The organism is Planococcus sp. ISL-110 (genome assembly GCF_018613575.1).
Taxonomy (GTDB): domain Bacteria; phylum Bacillota; class Bacilli; order Bacillales_A; family Planococcaceae; genus Planococcus.
Window position 1 is genome coordinate 1 of record NZ_JAGGPX010000029.1, and the last position, 19,690, is coordinate 19,690.

Below are 19,690 nucleotides of genomic sequence, written 5' to 3' on the forward strand. Positions count from 1 at the left end.
AAGCGAGCGCTGGAACGGAAAGCAGCCATTCTAAGCTCCTTGCTTCTTCTGTTCTCCTGGAATACCAACGAGAAAGATCCTTGACTAATGATAAGAAAGCGTCCGCCTGGAGCGATTTCTTACCCTGTCTCTTCTCCCAGGAGCAATTTCTCCACCCACAAAAAAAGTTTTTTAATTCGAGAAACTAAATAAAATCAAGCGGTATCTAGTAAAAACCTCTTAAATAACATCTGATTACATGAAAATACATCCAATTATAATTTGCAACATTAAAAAAATATGGTAAATTTAAGTTGTTGTGCAATTGTAAAGATTCTTTATAATTGCAGATTAGAAACAAAGGGGGAAAAAAATTGACCAAGTTAAAACCGATTTTATTGCTGGCGATGGTCTTCATGATGACATTCAGCTCAGCTGTTTTTGGCCTTACTGGGGTCTCGGCAGCCGTGAATTCATCGGACGTACCGAATGTGGAATTGAAAAAAGGAGAACTGGAAGTACCTGGAAAATTCGTAAATCCAGAAGATCCGGAAAAACAAGTCCGGGTGATCATTGAGCTTGAAAAAGCGCCGGCGATTGAAAGCGCTACAGAAAAAGGCGTTCTCTATAAAAACCTTCCTGAAAACCAAAAAGAGTCATTGGAAGCGGCAGTTGTCACGGGACAGGATTCCGTTCAGCTATCCATCGCTTCAATCGCTCCGCAGATTACATATTTTGAAAACTTCACCACCGTATTCAACGGCTTTTCTGCTGAAGTGGAAGCAGGACTTGTTGAAGACATCGCGAATTTAAGCGGTGTTAAAGCGGTTTACGAATCGACTGAGTATCAGCGTCCTGAAGCTCAGCCGGAAATGAAGTATTCGAAAGAATTGGTTCAGGCGCAACAAGCCTGGACAGATTACGGATACCGCGGTGAAGGGCTGGTTGTCGGTGTTATTGATACCGGAATCGACCCGCGCCACAAAGACATGGTGTTGACAGACAACACAACGGGCGACATCACAAAATCCGATGTAGCGGCGTTAGTGGCTGACAAATCCATCGAAAACGGCAAATTCTTCACAGCAAAAGTGCCATTTGGCTATAACTATATGGATGGCAACAACGAAATTCTTGACCTTGGACCAGAAGCTTCCATGCACGGCATGCACGTCGCCGGTACAGTAGGAGCCAATGGCAATGAAGAAAACGGCGGCATCAAAGGGGTTGCACCAGAAGCGCAATTGCTCGCGCTGAAAGTATTCGGCAACGATCCGTTGTATCCGTCAACTTATGGCGACATTTACATCAAGGCGATTGATGATTCAATCAAATTGGGTGCAGACGTCATCAACATGTCACTCGGATCGACTGCAGGATTTGTGGATTCCTCAAACCCGGAACAAAAAGCAGTTGAAAGAGCGACAAACAACGGCATCCTGATGTCCATCTCTGCAGGGAACTCGGATATGTTCGGATCGGGCTTTTCTTACCCGCACGCCGATAACCAGGATTACGGTTTGACAGGATCACCAAGCACATCAATCGATTCATTTGGCGTTGCGTCATTTGAAAACGACATCATCACAGCAATGAGCTTTGCCTATCAAGTAGACGGTGCAGAAGCTGGACGCGGGCTGTATTTGCTTGCCAATGATGCAGATCCAACCGACTTGCCGAATGCCAATTATGAAGTATTGGCAGCGGGCCTTGGCAAACCAGCTGATTTTGAAGGCAAAAACTTTGCCGGTAAATTTGCATTGGTGTCACGCGGCGAAATCGGCTTTGTCGAAAAAGGCTTAGCGGCACAAGACGCTGGCGCGATTGGCGTCATCATTTACAACAACACGACAGGCACCATCAGCATGGCATCAGATGCAGCCATCAAAATTCCATACATGTCCGCTCTACAGGCAGATGGCGTGGAGATGAAAGCGCAATTGGATGCAGGCAAAAAAGTGACCGTTGCATTTGACGGGGAATTCCTTGAAACGCCAAACCCGAGCAAAGGCAAGATGAGCAGCTTCACTTCTTGGGGACCAACTCCGAACCTTGATTTCAAACCAGAAATCACAGCTCCGGGCGGCAACATCTTCTCGACTTTAAACGATGATGGTTACGGCTTGATGAGCGGTACTTCAATGGCAGCTCCTCATGTTTCAGGCGGAACAGCCTTGATGTTCCAGCGCATTGAAGAGCTTGGCCTCGAAGGACGCGAGCGCGTTCAATTCGCGAAAAACCTGATGATGAATACAGCAGATCCGGTCCAATTCGCAAAAGATCAATTTGTATCTCCACGCCGTCAAGGTGCTGGTTTGATGCAATTGCATGACGCATTATCAACAGATGTGATGTTGACGAATAAAGCGACAGGCGATGCAAAAGTGGCCTTGAAAGAAATCACAGGCGACAAATTCACGTTTACATTGAAAGCGGAAAACTTCTCTGATGGAGCTGCAACTTATGAAGTGGATGTAAACGTACAAACGGATAACACAGCTCCATTAGCAGGAAACGAAGTTACAGCACCAAACCTTACCGGTTCCTATGTAGTAACAGAAGACGTTATAGTTAACGCTCCTGAAACAGTCACAGTTCCAGCAAACGGGACAGCAGAAGTTTCAGTGACAGTGGATGTATCAGCTCTTGAAGGCATGGAAGAATATGCAGCTTTCACAAACGGATTTTTCGTTGACGGTTTTGTAAGGTTGACGGACGAAAACGAAGAAGTTACGGGCAACACAGAATTAGTCGTTCCTTACTTCGGCTTTAACGGCGAATGGGACGATGCCAGCATCTTTGACGAATTTACATGGGAGGATGGCTCATACTACGAGACTACTTTATTGGCAGATGACCAAGGAAACGATATCACTGGCGGCACGCACGCTGGCGATTACGTTCCTGAACGATTCGCATTTTCACCAAATGGCGATGACTTGCAGGATATGGCAGTCCCTGTCTACTCCTTGATGAGAAACGCCAAAGCATTTGAAGTCAATGTATTGGATAAAGCAGGCAAAAAACTGCGCACAATCCGCACAGCTTCAAATCTGACAAAGCATTATTCAGCAACATTGCCTTACACATTCAACCCGCTTAACGGCTGGGATGGCATGATCAACGGCGAACCAGCAAAAGATGGAGCATACCAGATCCAGCTTCGTGCAGTCATTGATTACCCGAATGCACAATGGCAGTCGATCAACTTCCCGATTATTGTGGATACAGTAGCTCCAGAAGCAGAAGCAACTTATAACGCAGAAACAAAAACAGTCAACGTAACGAAATTTGCGGATAACGCTTCTGGCGTCGGCGCAGACCGTTGGGAAGTTTACTTGAACGGCGAGGAAGTGACGGAGAACAAAACGACTCCGGCAGACGAATCTCTTGCACCGGCAACCACTTCTTATAAAGTGGAAGTGCCTGTAAAAACGGGCGATGAACTGACAGCTGTCTTCTTCGACGTTGCAGGCAACCCTACAGCAGTAGAGCTGATGACTTCATCTAAAGATGAAACCACAGCACCGGTCATTTTCTTTACATCACCAGAAGTATTGGAAACATTTGATAAGAAAGAAGTGGTAGTCGCTGGCCGTGTAGAAGACGATTCCCGAATCGTTTCCCTGACAGTCAATGGCGTTAAAGCCAAAGAGTTTGATGGCGAAAAATTCAAGCACACCGTCACATTCAAAGACGGATCTCAACACGTTGTCGTAAAAGCAATAGATGAGTTCGGCAACGAAATGGAACTTCGCCGCCAAGTATTGGTAGACACCACGCCGGCTGTCATCACTGGAGTGAATGCACCAGAAACTGTGGGCTCCAACACGACTGAAGTCGAAGTGACATTCAATGTCAAAGACAATATGGACCAAATTTACGCTTACGTAAACGGCAGCGAAGTATTCAGTCAAGACATGTCTGAGCCGTACGGCAAAGCAAGCTTTAACCAAAACATCAAAACCAAAGTGCCAGTCAAGAGAATTGGCGCAAATGAATACACTGTGTCGGTCGAAGATGCAGCCGGCCACATTACTGAAAAAACATTCACCATCACCAAAGCATCAAAAGTAACATTCACGGACATCCAGACACATTGGGCCAAAACCCAAATCGAAGCATTGGCTTCGCAAGGCATCATCAAAGGGAAAACAGACACGCTTTTCGCGCCAAAAGCCGATTTGACACGTGCTGAATTCGCTGCCTTGCTGGTCCGCACACTCGAATTGCCTCTTACAGACTACAAAGGCACGTTCAAAGACGCAGACCCGAGCAAAACCTGGGCTGCCGAAGAAATCGAAGCAGCTGCCCGTGCTGGCATCGTTCGCGGAGTGACCAACGATACATTCAATCCGAAAGCGCCAATTTCCCGCCAGGACACAGCTGTCATGATCATCCGTGCAGTTGAATACCAGGACGCAGCATTGCTTGAAGGCCTGGACACGACTCACGAATTTGAGGACGACGCAGCCATCAAAGGCTATGCAGATGAGTCCGTCAAGCAAGCATACGCACTCGGCCTGATCACAGGCCGCGATGGCAACATTTTCGACCCATTAGCAAAAGTTACTCGAGCTGAAACAGCAGTAGTCCTCTACCGCGCACTCGACAAGATGGAGCTATTGGACTAACATCATCTCCAAACAGAACAGGCAAGCAATCAGATCTTTGATTGCTTGCCTTTTTTTGTTGAATAAGTTTAGTTTGGGTAGAGAAATCGCTGCAGGTGGACGCTTTCCGGGGGGCTTGCGCCGAACTAACTCGGGCTTAGCGCCCGAGTGGATTTCGACACTTCGCTGCTCCCCCAGGAGTCGCCACCTTCCGCTCTTTCTTTAGTTTTCTTCATTTAATAAGTGGGATATGAAAAGACTTGTCCATAAAAGAAAGTACAAAGGGCGAGCGGGTAGAGAAATCGCTCCAGGCGGACGCTTTCCGCGGGCACGGCCTCTGCCGCTTCCCTCGCTCTGCTCAGTCCAGTGGCTCCGGCTCGTGCTGTACCCGCAGGAGTCGCCGCCTTCCGCTCTTTCTTTAGGTTTCTTCATATAGTAGGTGATGAGTGTAAAAGCTTCGCTGTTGTGTTCATAAAAGAAGTTAAAAGGAGAAGCAGGTAGAGAAATCGCTGCAGGTGGACGCTTTCCGGGGGGGCTTGCGCCGAACTAACTCGGGCTTAGCGCCCGAGTGGATTTCGACACTTCGCTGCTCCCCCAGGAGTCGCCACCTTCCGCTCTTTCTTTAAGTTTCTTCTTATTGATATGAAGTGTGAGGGGAAGCGTCACTGTAGTCTCTATTTCGAGGAAAGCATAAGGAAGTGATGGGCACTTAGTGCTTTTCGCCTGCGAAAAGCGGGCATTTTGGAGGAGCAGAGCGGATCGCTGTTTGTTTTTGGTTTGTGAGTGCCAGTAAGTGACGGGTTGGATGCTTTTACATCACCATTTCGTGTTTCTACCTTCATACTTTCTCTTCTTATCTCCACTCTTGAAGCGGCTACCTGAACGTTCCAGATCTCTACCTAAACCTTTTGTTTTCTTACCTGAACGTTCACCATCCTTCCTCCAATTTGATTTGTTCCACAAAGTTCAAGCCCCTGAATGGAAGCTGTTCGCGCGGCGAACAGCCGGGGAATGGAAGTGCCACTTTCTGATCTAGCCTCACTCACACAAGATGTGATTTTTTTCTTGAAATCCGTGTAGGAAGCCGAAACTTTCATGTAGAGAAGCAAGACGTTGCGGTAGCATCCTCACCTTGTACAGTAGAAACTTGAAACGGTGAGGTAGAAACATCAAATCTTCATCTATAAACACAGACCCTATTTGTGGATTCATCTACACCCAGCGAAGGCGCGTGCCCCACCGCCGCCAAGCGATTCCAGAACCACACGCCACTTATCTACCTCACAAAACAAGTTTGCTGCCTATCCCCCAACACCCAGCTGAGGCGCGTCAACGGAGTGGGTGGAGCAATAAGACTGGCAGCGTTCTCCAGCTGACTGGCTTATTGTGGGAACCCACTCCAAAGCGCCCGAAGCGACTTTTAGAATCCGCACCCAATTGCCCCACCGCCGCCAAGCGTTTCCAGAACCACACGCCACTGATCTACCTCACAAAACAAGTTTGCTGCCTATCCCCCAACACCCAGCTGAGGCGCGTCAACGGAGTGGGTGGAGCAATAAGACTGGCAGCGTTCTCCAGCTGACTGGCTTATTGTGGGAACCCACTCCAAAGCGCCCGAAGCGACTTTTAGAATCCGCAGCCAATTGCCCCACCGCCGCCAAGCGATTCCAGAACCACACGCCACTTATCTACCCCACACAAAACAAGTTTGCTGCCTATCCCCCAACACCCAGCTGAGGCGGGTCAACGGAGTGGGTGGAGCAATAAGACTGGCAGCGCTCCTCAGCTGACTGGCTTATTGTGGGAACCCACTCCAAAGCGCCCGAAGCGACTTTTAGAATCCGCACCCAATTGCCCCACACCCAGCGAAGGCGCGTGCACCATCGCTGCCAAGCAATTCCAGAACCACACGCCACTTATCTACCCCACACAAAACAAGTTTGCTGCAAGTCCCCCAACACCCAGCGGCCGGTGCGTCAAGGAGTGGACGGAGCGATAAGACTAGCAGCGCACTTCAGCTGCCTGGCTTATCGCGGGAGTCCACTCCAGAGCACCAGAGCGACCTCCAGAACCCCACCCAAAATACTCCCGCAACCGCACACCCAGCGAAGGCGCTTTGGGCTAGGCGGAGCTATGCCCAAAGCGCCCGAGGCGACTTCTAAAACTCACACTACATATTTTCTTCACCTCTTCAACTCAACTCCTACCACCTAAAAAAAGGAAAAAACAAGAGGCTCCACAAACCCGAAATACCTAAAAAATTCGAAGAAAACTAACAAATAAGATAGCTTTGGAACCATAGACTTTTGGGAAGTTAACTGGAAAAATGAAGTTGACTTAATTATTTGATAATTTAGGTAAGGATCTCAGAAAGAGGAGGAAAAAGTATGAAGAAAGTGTTAGTCTTACTTTCGATTTTATTATTAATATCCAGCAGTCTGGGTGGATTCAGCAACCCGCGGGTGCAGGCAGCGCCCGAACCAGAAGTCAAACTGGCGCAAACCTTGCTCAAGCCGGAATCGCCAAAAGAGAAAGTGCGGGTCATCATCGAGCTGCAGCAAGAGCCGACGATAGAAGCCGCGACCGCAAAAGGCGTGCTCTACAAAGAGCTGCCGGACGAGCAGAAACAACAAATCGAATCGGCAGCCGTAGCCAAGCAGCAAACCGTGCAGGCAACCATTGCCGACGTGGCTCCGAATATCGACTATCTCCAAACTTTCACTGCCGTCTTTAACGGCTTCTCGGCAGAAGTCGAAGCGGGACAGGTAGCGGAAATCGCAGAGTTGCCGAGTGTCAAGGCGGTCTACGAAGCGACCGAATACAAACGGCCGGAGGTCAAGCCAACCATGAAATATTCCAAGGAACTCGTGCAGGCGCAGCAGGCATGGCGCGATTATGGCTTTAAAGGAGAAGGGATGATTGTGGGCGTCATCGATACCGGCATCGACCCGGGGCATCAGGACATGGTGCTGACCAATAACACGACAGCTGCGCTGACGCAGGCGGAAGTTGAGGGCTTTGTGTCCGACAGCGAAATTGAAGAAGGCAAGTTTTTTACGCAAAAAGTGCCGTTTGGCTACAACTATATGGATGCCAATACGGAAATCCGCGACATCGCGCCGGGTGCGTCGATGCACGGCATGCACGTAGCCGGAACAATTGGTGCCAATGGCAATGAGAAAAATGGCGGCATCAAAGGCGTCGCACCGGAAGCGCAGCTGCTGGCGCTGAAAGTGTTCGGCAACGATGCGTATTACGCGTCGACGTTCGGCGATATTTACATCAAAGCGATTGACGACTCTATCAAATTGGGTGCGGACGTCATCAATATGTCGCTTGGTGCCACGGCGGGATTTGTAGACACTTCGAGCCCTGAGCAGCAGGCGGTCGAACGGGCGACGAACAATGGCATCCTGGTGGCCATTTCTGCGGGAAATGAAGACCTGCGCGGTTCCGGATTCCTGGCGCCGTTTGCGGAAAATCAGGATTACGGCCTGATCGGCACACCGGGAACGGCCGTTGATTCGCTGGGGGTGGCGTCTTTTGAAAACAGCGTCATCACTACGGACAGCTTTGTTTACCAGGTAGACGGAGTGGAGGCAGGGCGTGCCTTGTACCTGCTGGCAAACGACGCGGAGCCGGAAAGCCTGCCTGCCGATTCCCATGCTGTAGTCGAGGTGGGACTCGGGCAGCCAGCGGATTTTGAAAAGAAAGACGTTAACGGCAAATTCGCTTTGATTGCGCGCGGGACGATTCCGTTTACGGAAAAAGCCTTTGCGGCCCAAGAAGCGGGGGCAGCCGGTGTCATCGTCTACAACAACACGACCGGCCCCGTCAATATGGAATCCGATCCGTCGATCGCCATTCCGTTCATGTCGACGCTACAAGCGGACGGGCTGGCGATGAAAGCAGCGCTGGATGCCGGAAAAGCGGTGACGGTCGCCTTTGACGGTGAGAATTTGGAGACGCCGAACCCGAATGCCGGCAAGATGAGCGACTTCACGTCCTGGGGACCCACGCCGAACCTGGACTTTAAGCCGGAAATCACGGCACCGGGCGGCAACATCTTCTCGACTTTGAACAACGATGAATACGGCTTGATGAGCGGAACATCAATGGCGGCTCCTCACGTGGCAGGCGGGACGGCATTGATGTTCCAGCGCATCAAGGAGCTTGGCCTGTCAGGCAGGGACCGCGTGGAATTTGCGAAAAGCCTGATGATGAACACGGCCAATCCGGTCGAATTGGTGGCGGGGCAGTTTGTTTCGCCGCGCCGGCAGGGAGCCGGTTTGATGCAATTGCATGATGCGCTGTCGACAGATGTCATGGTGACGGACCAGGACACTGGCGACGCCAAAGTCGCGTTAAAAGAAATCAAGGACAACCGCATGACCTTCACGCTGCAGGCCGAGAACTTCTCGAATCTAGCGGCGACTTACGCAGTGGCAGTCAATGTCCAAACCGACTATGTGACCAAACATCCCGAGCGGAAGATTGACATTACCGACCCGAACCGCGCCGGCTCGAATGTGGTGACAGACCTCGTCAACATCACCGCACCCGAAACGGTGACGGTGCCGGCGAATGGCACAGCGGAAATCCAGGTGACGATCGATGCGTCGACTTTGCAGGGACGCCCGGAATTTGCGGCGTTCACCAACGGCTTTTTCATTGACGGTTTTATTACCTTGACCGACGGCAATGAAGGCGTTACGGGCAACACGCCGCTCACCGTGCCGTATTTCGGCTTTAACGGCGGCTGGGACGATGCCCCGGTGTTCGACGATGTGGCATGGGATCCAAGCACCTATTTTGCGTCGACGTTCCTGACCGATGACTTCGGCATGATCATCAATGGCGGCAGCCACCAAAAAGGCTTTGCTCCTGAGCGCTTCGCCTTTTCACCAAACGGCGACGGCAGCCGGGAATCGGTCATTCCAGTGTTCTCGCTGCTGCGCAACGCCAAAGCGTTAGAGGTCAATGTGCTGGATGCAGCCGGCAATAAACTGCGGACTTTGCAGACCGGCAAGAATTTGGTGAAGAACTTTACCCAGGACTTTGCCTATTACTACAATCCGATGAACGAATGGAACGGAGAAGTGCTCGGCGAAATGGTGGAAGACGGCCAATACCAGATTCAGATGCGCGCCGTCATTGATTATCCCGATGCCGAATGGCAGTCGCTGACGCTGCCGATTTTGGTCGATACGGTAGCGCCTGCCGCAAGCGCCAAGTTGAATGCGAAAACCAAAACCGTGACGGTGACGAGTTTTGCGGATAACGCGGGAGGCGGCGGTCCGGACCGTTGGGAAGTGTTCCTGAACGGGGTGGAGCTGACCGAAAGTCCCGAGACTTTTGAAGACGAGTCACTGGCACCAAGCACCACCAGCTATGTCGTACCGACCGACATCAAAAAAGGGGACGTTCTGAAAGCGGTGTTCCATGATACTGCGGGCAATAAAACCGAAGTTCCACTGACAGAAATGGCCGCCGATACCGAAAAACCGGCAGTATCCATCATTGCGCCAGGGCTGTTCGAAGTATTGAGCACCAAGCGGGTGGATGTCTTCGGCAGCGTGGAAGACCAGTCGCGCATCGTCTCTGTGACGGTCAATGGCGAAAAAGTTGATCGCTTTGACGGCATGTTTTTCCAGCATTCATTGACCATGGAGGATGGCCGCAACGACATCTTCGCCAAAGCCATCGACGAAGCGGGCAATAAACTGGAAGTGCGCAGCCAGGTCCTGGTCGACACCCAACCGGCCGAACTCGAGCTGCTGGAAGTGCCAGAAACAGTAGAGGCCAGCCAGGATAGCGCGGAAGTGAGCTTTAATGTGACGGACAACATGGACGCCATCAAAGTGTACCTGATCGACAGCGAGGTCTACAGCCAGGATATGACCGAACCATACGGCGAAGGCAAATTCAATAAAGACATCACCATCACGGTGCCGGTCGGCAATCCGGGTGACAATAAGTTCACCTTGAAAGTCGTCGACGCTGCGGGGCATATCACAGAAAAAAGTTTCACCATCACAAAACAGCAGTAGCCTAAGAAAAGCCGGGAAAAGATCGTCCCGGCTTTTTTTCTTTGCATATGGTTATAATAGAAGAAAAAAGGGGTAAACCGGATAAAACACAAGATCAAACCGGGTGTGGCAATCCTCATTATGGCGAGCTTTGCGGCCGTGATCTGGGTATTTTTCAACTTTCAGAAAGACGATAAGTTCGCTGCAGAGTTTATTGAAGAAAAGTACGGCATGGAGGTTAAGGTGGTCACTTTCGAGCCCGGCCAGCTTAGCCAGTAAAATCCGCATCTCGAAAAAGACCTGGACGCCATTTTTGGTTTCTTCGACAGCGTCAAACCCAAACTGATTGCCGTCGACTTGATGATGGTCGATCCTCAGCGGGAAGGCAACCCGGTCCGCTTCTTTTTAAGAGAGCACAACAACTACACCTCGACCAAACACTTGATTACGGACTTGGTGAAAGATTAGCCAGAAAATGAAACCATTGGCGGAGCCAGCCGTCTATACTGAAACCAGAACAGAAAAAGCGAGGTGATTGCAATGACCCAAAAACCATCACCGAAGATCAATAAAAACAATCGGCTCATCACCGTGCTATCGGTAGTGTTGCTGCTGGTGATCGGCTTAGGTGCTTATTTGCTGCTGGGATCAGAAGAAACAAGCGAGACCGAGCAGGCACCAAAAACCGAGCAGGCACAGCCAAGCCCACCGGCAAAGACCGGCGAAGAGCCTGCTGAAGCGGAAACCGAACTGTCCTCCATGATCGCCAATGCCAAAACGCATGTCTACACACTGTACACCGATCTTGAACAAGGCTCCGGCTTTCTGATCAACACACAAGGCGATATCCTGACCAACGCCCATGTCGTCCTGGACGCGTCCTATATCACTGTCAAAAATAGTGATGGCCAGGAATTCAACGGCAGGGTCATCGGCATGTCCGATACACAGGACCTGGCACTTGTCCGGGTTGACGAACTGGCCGGCAAACAATCGCTGGAGATGGAAATGGAACCGGTTGACATGGGCACACCAGTCGTCGCTATCGGCAGCCCAAATGACCAAAGCAACACGGCCACCACTGGTGAAATCACCGGGACCGATCTCGACTTTCTGGACCAATTCGAATACACCGGACTCTACGAGATGAACGCAGAAATTGCCCAAGGCTCCAGCGGCGGTCCGCTCATTGCCGCCGATACCGGCAAAATCCTCGGCATCAACTCGATTATCCTAGAAGAAAAACCGGGATCCGGCTACACGATTCCCATTTACACCGTCTGGGACCAGCTGACCAGATGGGCCGAAAACCCGATAGTTACCGAAGAGCAGGAAGTCGTGCTGCAGGATGTCAAAGACGCCTATTTTGCGGATGACTTGCTGGAAAACTTCATTTCATCCTATTACGAATTAATTCCGTACTCGTTGAATGATGCTGAATCCCTCTACTACTTGTCCTATATTTTGCCGGACAGTGAGGCGGAACAGGAGGCTACTGAGCTGATCGAGGAATACGGCGGCCAGGACCGCATCTACGACAGCGTCCAGCCGACCATCACCAGCATCGAGGTCAGTGAAGACAGCGCAACGGTCGAAGCGGAAGCCGAGTTTACGTATCATGAAACAGCGAGCGGCGAGTCATCAACGGTTTTGCATGAAGGTGTGTATACGGTGGTGATTGATGAGTATGGCGATTATCAGATTGAGGATATTGTGAATGAATGAAGAGCAGGCTCATATGTGAGTCTGTTTTTTTGTGTGTGGTAGATAGTTTGAGTGTGGTTCTGTAAGTCGCTTCGGTCGCTCTGGAGTGGGTTCCCACAATAAGCCAGGCAGCTGAGGATCGCTGCCAGTCTTATTGCTCCACCCACTCCGTTGACGCGCCTCAGCTGGGTGGTTGTTCTTATACATAGAACTGCCATTTGTGTGGAGGTGGTAGGTGGTGTGTGGTTCTGGAAACGCTCGGCAGCGGTAGGGCACGCGCCTTTGCTGGGTGTGGGGCAATTGGGTGCGGATTCTAAAAGTCGCTTCGGTCGCTTTGGAATGGACTCCCGCGATAAGCCGGGCAGCGCTTCGCTTGCCAGTCTTATCGCTCCGTCCACTCCCTGACGCACCGACGCTGGGTATTGGGGGATACGCAGCAAACTTGTAGGGTGTGGGGGAAAGTGAGCGTGTGGTTCTGGAATCGCTTGGCGGCGGTGGTGCACGCGCCTGCGCTTGGGTATGGGATGGTGGGGGTAGTTTGAGTGGGGTTCTGTAAGTCGCTTCGGTCGCTTTGGGCATGGCTCCCGCCATGAGCCGAGAAGAACACTCGTCTCATAGCTCCGCCCAGCCCGTTAACGCGCCTCAGCTGGGTGGTTGTTTAAATAAAAAGAGCCTAACTTTGTGTGAGGTAGATAGCTAGAGTGGGGTTCTGGAATCGCTTGGCGGCGGTGGTGCACACGCCTGCGCTGGGTGTGGTTGAGTCTACGAATGGGGTTTATGTTTAGATGAAGAGTTGGCGTTTCTACCTCATCGTTTCAAGTTTCTACTATAGAAGGTGAGGATGCTACCGCACTGTCTTGCTTCGCTACATGAAAGTTTCGGTTTCCTACACGAATTTTAAGAAAAAAATCACATCTTGTGTGTGAGTGAGGCTAGATCAGAAAGTGTCACTCCCTATTCCCGGCTGTTCGCCACGCGAACAGTTTCCATTCAGGGGCTTGAACTTTGTGAAACAGATCGAAGTTAGGTAAGGATAGAGAAGGTTCATGTAAAGGAGAAAAAGGTTCAGGTAGAAATCTGGAACGTTCAGGTAGCCGCTTCAAGAGTTGAGATAAGAATACAGCGTGTGAAGGTCGAGACACGAAATGGTGATGTAAAAGCATCCCACTCACCACTTACTGCCAACACCGATCCGCTCTGCTCCTCCAAGATGCCCGCTTTTCGCAAGCGAAAAGCACTGCGTGCCCATCACGTCCTTATGCCCTACTCAAAATAGAGACAACAGTGGCGCTTCCCCTCACACTTCATATCAATAAGAAGAAACCTAAAAGAAAGAGCGGAAGGTGGCGACTCCCGCGGGATAGCGAAGTGTCGAAATCCACTCGGGCGCTTAGCCCGAGTTAGTTCGGCGCAAGCCCGCAGGAAAGCGTCCACCTGCAGCGATTTCTCTACCCACTCGCCCTTTGTACTTTCTTTTATGGACGAGTCTGTCCATATCCCGCTTATTAATAAGAAGAAACCTAAAGAAAGAGCGAAAGGTGGCGACTCCCGCGGGAGCAGTGCAACGACATAAAAGAAATCCACTCGGGCGCTTAGCCCGAGTTAGTTCGGCGCAAGCCCGCAGGAAAGCGTCCACCTGCAGCGATTTCTCTACCCACTCGTCCTTTGTACTTTCTTTTATGGACGAGTCTGTCCATATCCCACGTGTTAATAAGAAGAAACTTAAAGAAAGAGCGGAAGGCGGCGACTCCCGCGGGGTAGCGAAGTGCCGAAATCCACTCGGGCACAAAGCCCGAGTTAGTTCGGCGCAAGCCCGCAGGAAAGCGTCCACCTGCAGCGATTTCTCTACCCACTCGCCCTTTGTACTTTCTTTTATGGACGAGTCTGTCCATATCCCACTTATTAATAAGAAGAAACCTAAAGAAAGAGCGGAAGGCGGCGACTCCTGCGGGTACAGCACGAGCCGGAGCCACTGGACTGAGCATAGCGAGGAGAGCGGCAGAGGCCGTGCCCGCGGAAAGCGTCCACCTGCAGCGATTTCTTCACCCCAACCCTGCTTTCAACTCACTGTTAACTCGAAAAAAACTCGAAACAAAAACTCGAAACAAAAAAAGGGAACCGGCAAAGGCCTGCTATTAGCAGGTCTTCGGGTCACCCTTTTGGAGGCTCTGTTTAATTAGAAACGTTTGAAGCTGTGGAATTTCTTGCCCCAGTAAGGGTCGTTCATGCTCTTGACTTCAGCTTTCGCTCCGCCAGAGTGTACGAACTGGTTGTTGCCGATGTAAATCCCGACGTGTGAGATTCCAGGCTTGTACGTGTTGGCGAAGAAGACCAAGTCGCCTGGCTGCGGGTTGCTTACTTTGTAAGACTCAGCAAATTGTGTAGAAGTTGTGCGTGAAACGTCCTTGCCTGCTTGTTTGAATGCGTACTGGATAAATCCGCTGCAGTCAAATCCAGCGCGAGTCGTGCCGCCAAATTTGTACGGGATGCCTTTAAGTGCCAATGCTTCTGAAACGACTGATGAAGAAGAAGCTGTTTTAACAGAAGCTTTCTTAACAGTAGTAGAAGAAAGCAATGTGCTTAAAACCCATCCTGATTTGCCGTTGACTTTTACTTTGTACCAAGTCGATTTGCCGACTTTCTTTTGGTGAGTAGCTGTAGCGATTGATCCTTTTTTAGCGACCGTGACGACTTTGTATTTTGTTCCGGCATCAGCGCGGACGTTTGTGTTGTATTTCATTTTAAAAGTACCTGATTTTGCAGTTGCTTTGCTTGCTGCAACCTGCTGTACAGATGAAGTAGTAGTTTCATATGAAGAAGAGACATTAGTTTGAACGGGTTGAGCAGCTTGTGCATCCGTGGCTGAGTTAGCAAATAGCAATGATCCTGCTGTTAGTAGCGTAAAGAATAGTTTTTTCATTGTTGTTGGTTCCTCCAAGTTTTTTATTATTCAACTATATGAATTAATAATATTTTGCTCTGCCATTTACTATATAGAGAGAGCGACTTAAAAACAACGTCAATTCAATTGCAGTTATATTACAGTTGTATAACAAAAAGATTTCATCCTCAAAAACCCTTTATTGACGGGCTTTTGAACGTCAATAAAAAATAAAAAAAGGTTTATTTCTATGAAAAATGGGTTTTTAACGGATAAATTGATTTGTTTGTTACAATTTATCTCCTAATAAATCCAAATTTAAAAATCCTTCCAACTGTATTTTAGCTATGCAAGATTGAAAGGGAAAAAATGGATGCTGTACGGATTCGCAGTAACCAGTCTACGATCAATTTTTTATTAAAATAATAATATGATATCTTAATAATTAGAATACTTTGACTGCAATAACATCCACCTTATCCAATTTTGACAGAAATCTGCTAGCTTCTTACAATTGGAGTAGGCAGAAAATTCGAAAAAGAGGGTGAGCGAGTTGAAGAAAATTCTATCCATCGATGGCGGTGGCGTACGGGGGATCATCCCGGCGATGCTGCTTGCAGAAATAGAGATGCAGACGGGCAAGCCGATCGCTGAGCTGTTCGATTTGGTTGTTGGCGCCTCAACAGGGGGCATCCTGGCGCTTGGGCTGGTTGCGCCGCACGAACAAATGCCGGCCAAGCCGCGCTACACGGCAGAACAATTCCTTGGGTTTTATTTAGAGGAATCTCATGAAATTTTCGATAAATCGCTGTTTTTTAAAATCACCCGAGGCATCTTCGCGCGTCGTTACCAAGCAAAGGCGCTGGAGAAGGCTTTAAAGAAATACTTCGGGCAAATTATGCTTTCCGAAGCGCTGCAGGATGTCGTGGTTCCCAGCTACGAAATTCATGGGCGCTTTACGGCTTTTTTCAAAAGCCGCGACGTGCATACGAAGAAAATCGAAAAGGATGTTTATATGAGGGATGTGGCGCGCGCCGCCTCGGCAGCCCCGACTTATTTTACGCCAAAAAAGATCAAAGCCTATCCGGGTGCCAGCTTTATCGACGGCGGCGTGTTTGCCAACAACCCGGCCATGTGCGCTTATGCCGAAGCCAGAGAGATTTTTCCGGATGACAAAGATTTGCTGATTGTGTCGCTGGGCACTGGCAATCCGCAGCTGACCATCAAATTCGAGAATTTCAGGACCTGGGGGCTGCTCAGCTGGGCACGTCCGCTGTGGTACATCTTGATGGACGGCAGCTCGGATGTTGTCGATTACCAATTGAATTACGTCCTAAAGGACTTGGAAAGTGCCAAACGCTATTACCGGTTCCAAATTGAACTGCTGGAAAAAGGCACCGAAAAACTCGACGACGGCTCGGATGCGAACCTCAACGCCCTGGTCAAGCTCGGCCAGGAGCTGCTTGATGCCAACCGCGAAGAGATCCAGAACTTGTGCCGGCAGTTAGTGGAGTAGCATCTGTCATACAGTTGTAATCAATTCGTATTGGTTCAAACCTTCATAACAAGCTAAGATAAGATAGGAAATAAAAGAGGCAATGTGGAAAAGTAGAGTGGAGGAAGAAATCGCTCCAGGCGGACAAAACATTGGCCGAAGGAAGTTTGGCCATTGTCTTATGCGACAAAGTTAGCGTAGCGATGTAGAAGCAGTGGTTTCAGGTTGAAGAAATCGCTCCAGGCGGACGCTTTCCGCGGACGAAGCGCTGAGCCTCCTCGTCGCAAGCTCCTGCGGGGTCTCATCACTCCGTTTTACCGCAGGAAAGCTCGTGTCCGAAGGAAGTTCGGGCATGAGCTTTGCGACGAAGCTAGCGCAGCGATGCAGGAGCACATGTTTGCCCTTCGCCGCCTTCCGCTCTTTCTTCTATAGTAAGAAGCTGATAAGGAGTTAAACTTCTCACTCCTTTTATAAACAGCGATTACTCAGATGAACCGGCTTCATTTTAAAATCACATTAGTAAGAGATGGACCTTCTCATAATTTTATAAATGAAACTATCTATAGAACCTGCTTTATTTTTTAGTTACATAATTAGGATATGGAGTGAACTGGCGCAGACTCCCGCGGGCAAGCGAAGTGCCGAAATCCACTCGGACGTTTAGTCCGAGTTAGTTCGGCGCAAGCCCGCAGGAAAGCGGAGCTGGTTCACGGAATATCCAGCCTCATATAATCTTCACGAAACAACTTACATATATAAGAAGGAGTTGCCCACATGGCCAGAAGATACGATTATATGGATTGGCTGCGGGTGTTGTCGATATTCGTGGTGGTCGGCATTCATGTAGTTTCGAAAATCATCAACAGCACCAGCACAGATGACTGGATCTGGCATTTCGCCAATGTCTTTGATGCAGGCCTTCGCTGGTGTGTGCCGATTTTCTTCATGCTCAGTGGCGCCTTGCTGCTGACGCGTGCCAAGGAAGAAAGCGTTTGGCAGTTCCTGCAGAAGCGGCTGTCGAAAGTGGTTGTTCCGCTGATTTTCTGGAGCATCATCTATACGCTGTACAATATTTACGAGCTGGAAGAATCGTATACCGCATACGAAATCCTGGTTCAGTTCCTGACCGACGACATCTATTACCACTTGTGGTTCTTGTATACCATCACAGGCCTTTATTTGATGGCGCCGTTTCTGAAGCTTTTGGTCTTGCATATGGACAAGAAAACTTTCCAGGCCTTTTTGCTGTTCTGGATCATCTTTTCCAGCTTTCTGCCGTTCCTGCCGAAGTTTTTTGAGTTTGAAATCGCCTTGAGCGCTGGATTGTTCCAACCGTACATCGGCTATTTCCTGCTCGGAGCGTATCTCGTGCTTTATCCCGTACCGAAAAAATACTTGATGCCGCTTGGCATACTGGCCGTCGCCAGCTATTTTGTAACGCTTTGGGGCACCTACTACTTGAACGTCGGCAGGCCTGTCGGCGAATTCGATGACTTTTTCTACGAGCATTATCGGCCGAACGCCTTGTTCATCACGCTGTTCATCTTTATCGGGTTCCAGCACATGAGCAATAAGATCAAACCGAATGTCCTGATCACACGGATCAGCACCGCCACATTCGGCATCTACGTAATCCATCCGCTCGTCCAGATTTATTTGAATAAATTCTTCGGGCTCAATGAAACCACCTTCAACCCGATCATCAGCGTGCCGCTGGTCTGGATTTTAATATTCGCCATTTCATTCGTGATCATCCTGGCTATGCAAAAGCTGCCGGTGATCAATAAACTGGTGCCATAGCAAAAAAAGCGAGCAGTCTTCTTAATAGTAAGAAGGCTGTTTTTAGTGGTTGCTATAAGTCGCTTTGGAGTGGTGTGGCATATTTTTTGGGAGTTCTAAAAGCCGCTCTGGTGCTCTGGAATGGACTCCCGCGATAAGCCAGGCAGCTGAAGTGCGCTGCCGGTCTTATCGCTCCGTCCACTCCTTGACGCACCGGCCGCTAGGTGTTGTGGGACTCGCAGCAAAATCGGGAAGTGTGGGGAGGGGAAGAAAGTGTGTGGTTCTGGAAACGCTTGGCGGCGATGAGGCGCGCGCCTTCGCTTAGTGAGGAAGATTCAAAAGTGGATGCGGTTTGCGGTTGCTTGGGCGAGATACAAATGCCCTTCAATTTGTGTCTCGCCCGTTGCCGTCCCTGTGTCGGACTCAAATGCCCTCCAATTTGTGGCCGACACAGGGACGTCTTCCCATGCTGGGATTCTGCAAGTAGCCAGCAATATAGAGATTAATGAGTAGTCACAGATTTCGTCAGAATAATCACTCCCTGTGTGTGAAGAAAGCTGGATCAGAAAGTGTCGCTTCCGATCCCCAGGCTGTTCGCCATGCAACCTATTCCATCCAGTTCAAGCCCTTGAACTGGATGGAATAGGTCGCATTCAGGTAGAAGTGGAGAAAATACATATAGAAGGTTGGATCGTTCATGTAGAACCTCAAAACATTCAGTTAGAACCTCCAGCCGTTTCCCAACCTACGATTTCGCAACTAGCTACTATATAAAGAGCACACCCAGTTCAACCCACAAAATGATGCAGAAACAATCGTTTCTGCGAAAGCCCTAAACCGCTTTGAGACGAGCCCATTGTCTACGTTTTCAACACTCTTCCAAGTGAATGTGACGCTCATCCTTTTTTAAAAAACTAGAAGAAAAATCAGAAGGTAGTGACTCCTAAATCGCTGCGCTAGCATCACCCCCAACTACCGCAAACCACAAGCTCTTCAAATTTTTTTCACCAAGCAAAGGCGCGTGCACCACCGCTGCCGAGCGCTTCCAGAACCCCACGCTCACTTTCCCCCACACACTCAAAAAATTCGCTGCGTATCCCACCACACCAAGCGCCGGTGCGTCAGGGAGTGGACGGAGCCATAAGACTGGCAGCGTTCTCCAGCTGCCCGGCTTATGGCGGGAGTCCAATCCAGAGCGGCCGAAGCGACT

7 protein-coding genes are annotated in these 19,690 nt (G+C 49.8%); 6 read left to right on the top strand and 1 reads right to left on the bottom strand.

The window, feature by feature from the left end; all coding sequences use genetic code 11:
• Positions 1 to 353: 353 nt before the first annotated feature.
• The 4 genes from J7I83_RS15840 to J7I83_RS15855 all read left to right on the top strand — a co-directional run bounded on the left by J7I83_RS15840 (position 354) and on the right by J7I83_RS15855 (position 12,346).
• The gene (locus J7I83_RS15840; RefSeq protein ID WP_215102306.1) at positions 354 to 4,613 is read left to right on the top strand and encodes a S8 family serine peptidase; all 4,260 of its coding nucleotides are present in this window, start codon (positions 354 to 356) and stop codon (positions 4,611 to 4,613) included.
• Positions 4,614 to 6,979: 2,366 nt separating this feature from the next.
• Positions 6,980 to 10,642 (top strand): S8 family serine peptidase, encoded by a 3,663-nt coding sequence (locus tag J7I83_RS15845; RefSeq protein WP_215102307.1) that lies wholly within the window; start codon positions 6,980 to 6,982, stop codon positions 10,640 to 10,642.
• Positions 10,643 to 10,747: 105 nt separating this feature from the next.
• Complete coding sequence (locus J7I83_RS15850; protein ID WP_215102310.1) at positions 10,748 to 10,900, top strand: hypothetical protein; 153 nt, start codon at positions 10,748 to 10,750, stop codon at positions 10,898 to 10,900.
• Between the two features lie 261 nt (positions 10,901 to 11,161).
• Positions 11,162 to 12,346, top strand: a complete 1,185-nt coding sequence (locus tag J7I83_RS15855; protein ID WP_215102311.1) for a S1C family serine protease — start codon at positions 11,162 to 11,164, stop codon at positions 12,344 to 12,346.
• A 2,155-nt stretch (positions 12,347 to 14,501) separates the two neighbouring features.
• On the opposite strand, the gene J7I83_RS15860 is transcribed toward J7I83_RS15855, so the two are convergent.
• The gene (locus J7I83_RS15860) at positions 14,502 to 15,245 is read right to left on the bottom strand and encodes a C40 family peptidase (RefSeq protein ID WP_215102312.1); all 744 of its coding nucleotides are present in this window, start codon (positions 15,243 to 15,245) and stop codon (positions 14,502 to 14,504) included.
• A 505-nt stretch (positions 15,246 to 15,750) separates the two neighbouring features.
• Between J7I83_RS15860 and J7I83_RS15865 the strand changes: the two genes are divergently transcribed.
• Positions 15,751 to 16,722, top strand: coding sequence for a patatin-like phospholipase family protein (locus J7I83_RS15865; protein WP_353048299.1), 972 nt, complete (start codon positions 15,751 to 15,753; stop codon positions 16,720 to 16,722).
• Between the two features lie 753 nt (positions 16,723 to 17,475).
• Positions 17,476 to 18,501, top strand: coding sequence for an acyltransferase (locus tag J7I83_RS15870; RefSeq protein WP_215102314.1), 1,026 nt, complete (start codon positions 17,476 to 17,478; stop codon positions 18,499 to 18,501).
• Positions 18,502 to 19,690 lie beyond the last annotated feature (1,189 nt).

Bases quoted from the DNA above. Each gene is read 5' to 3' on its own strand.
- J7I83_RS15860 (WP_215102312.1), bottom strand. From the start codon at position 15,245: ATGAAAAAACTATTCTTTACGCTACTAACAGCAGGATCATTGCTATTT.
- J7I83_RS15870 (WP_215102314.1), top strand. From the start codon at position 17,476: ATGGCCAGAAGATACGATTATATGGATTGGCTGCGGGTGTTGTCGATA.
- J7I83_RS15855 (WP_215102311.1), top strand. From the start codon at position 11,162: ATGACCCAAAAACCATCACCGAAGATCAATAAAAACAATCGGCTCATC.
- J7I83_RS15845 (WP_215102307.1), top strand. From the start codon at position 6,980: ATGAAGAAAGTGTTAGTCTTACTTTCGATTTTATTATTAATATCCAGC.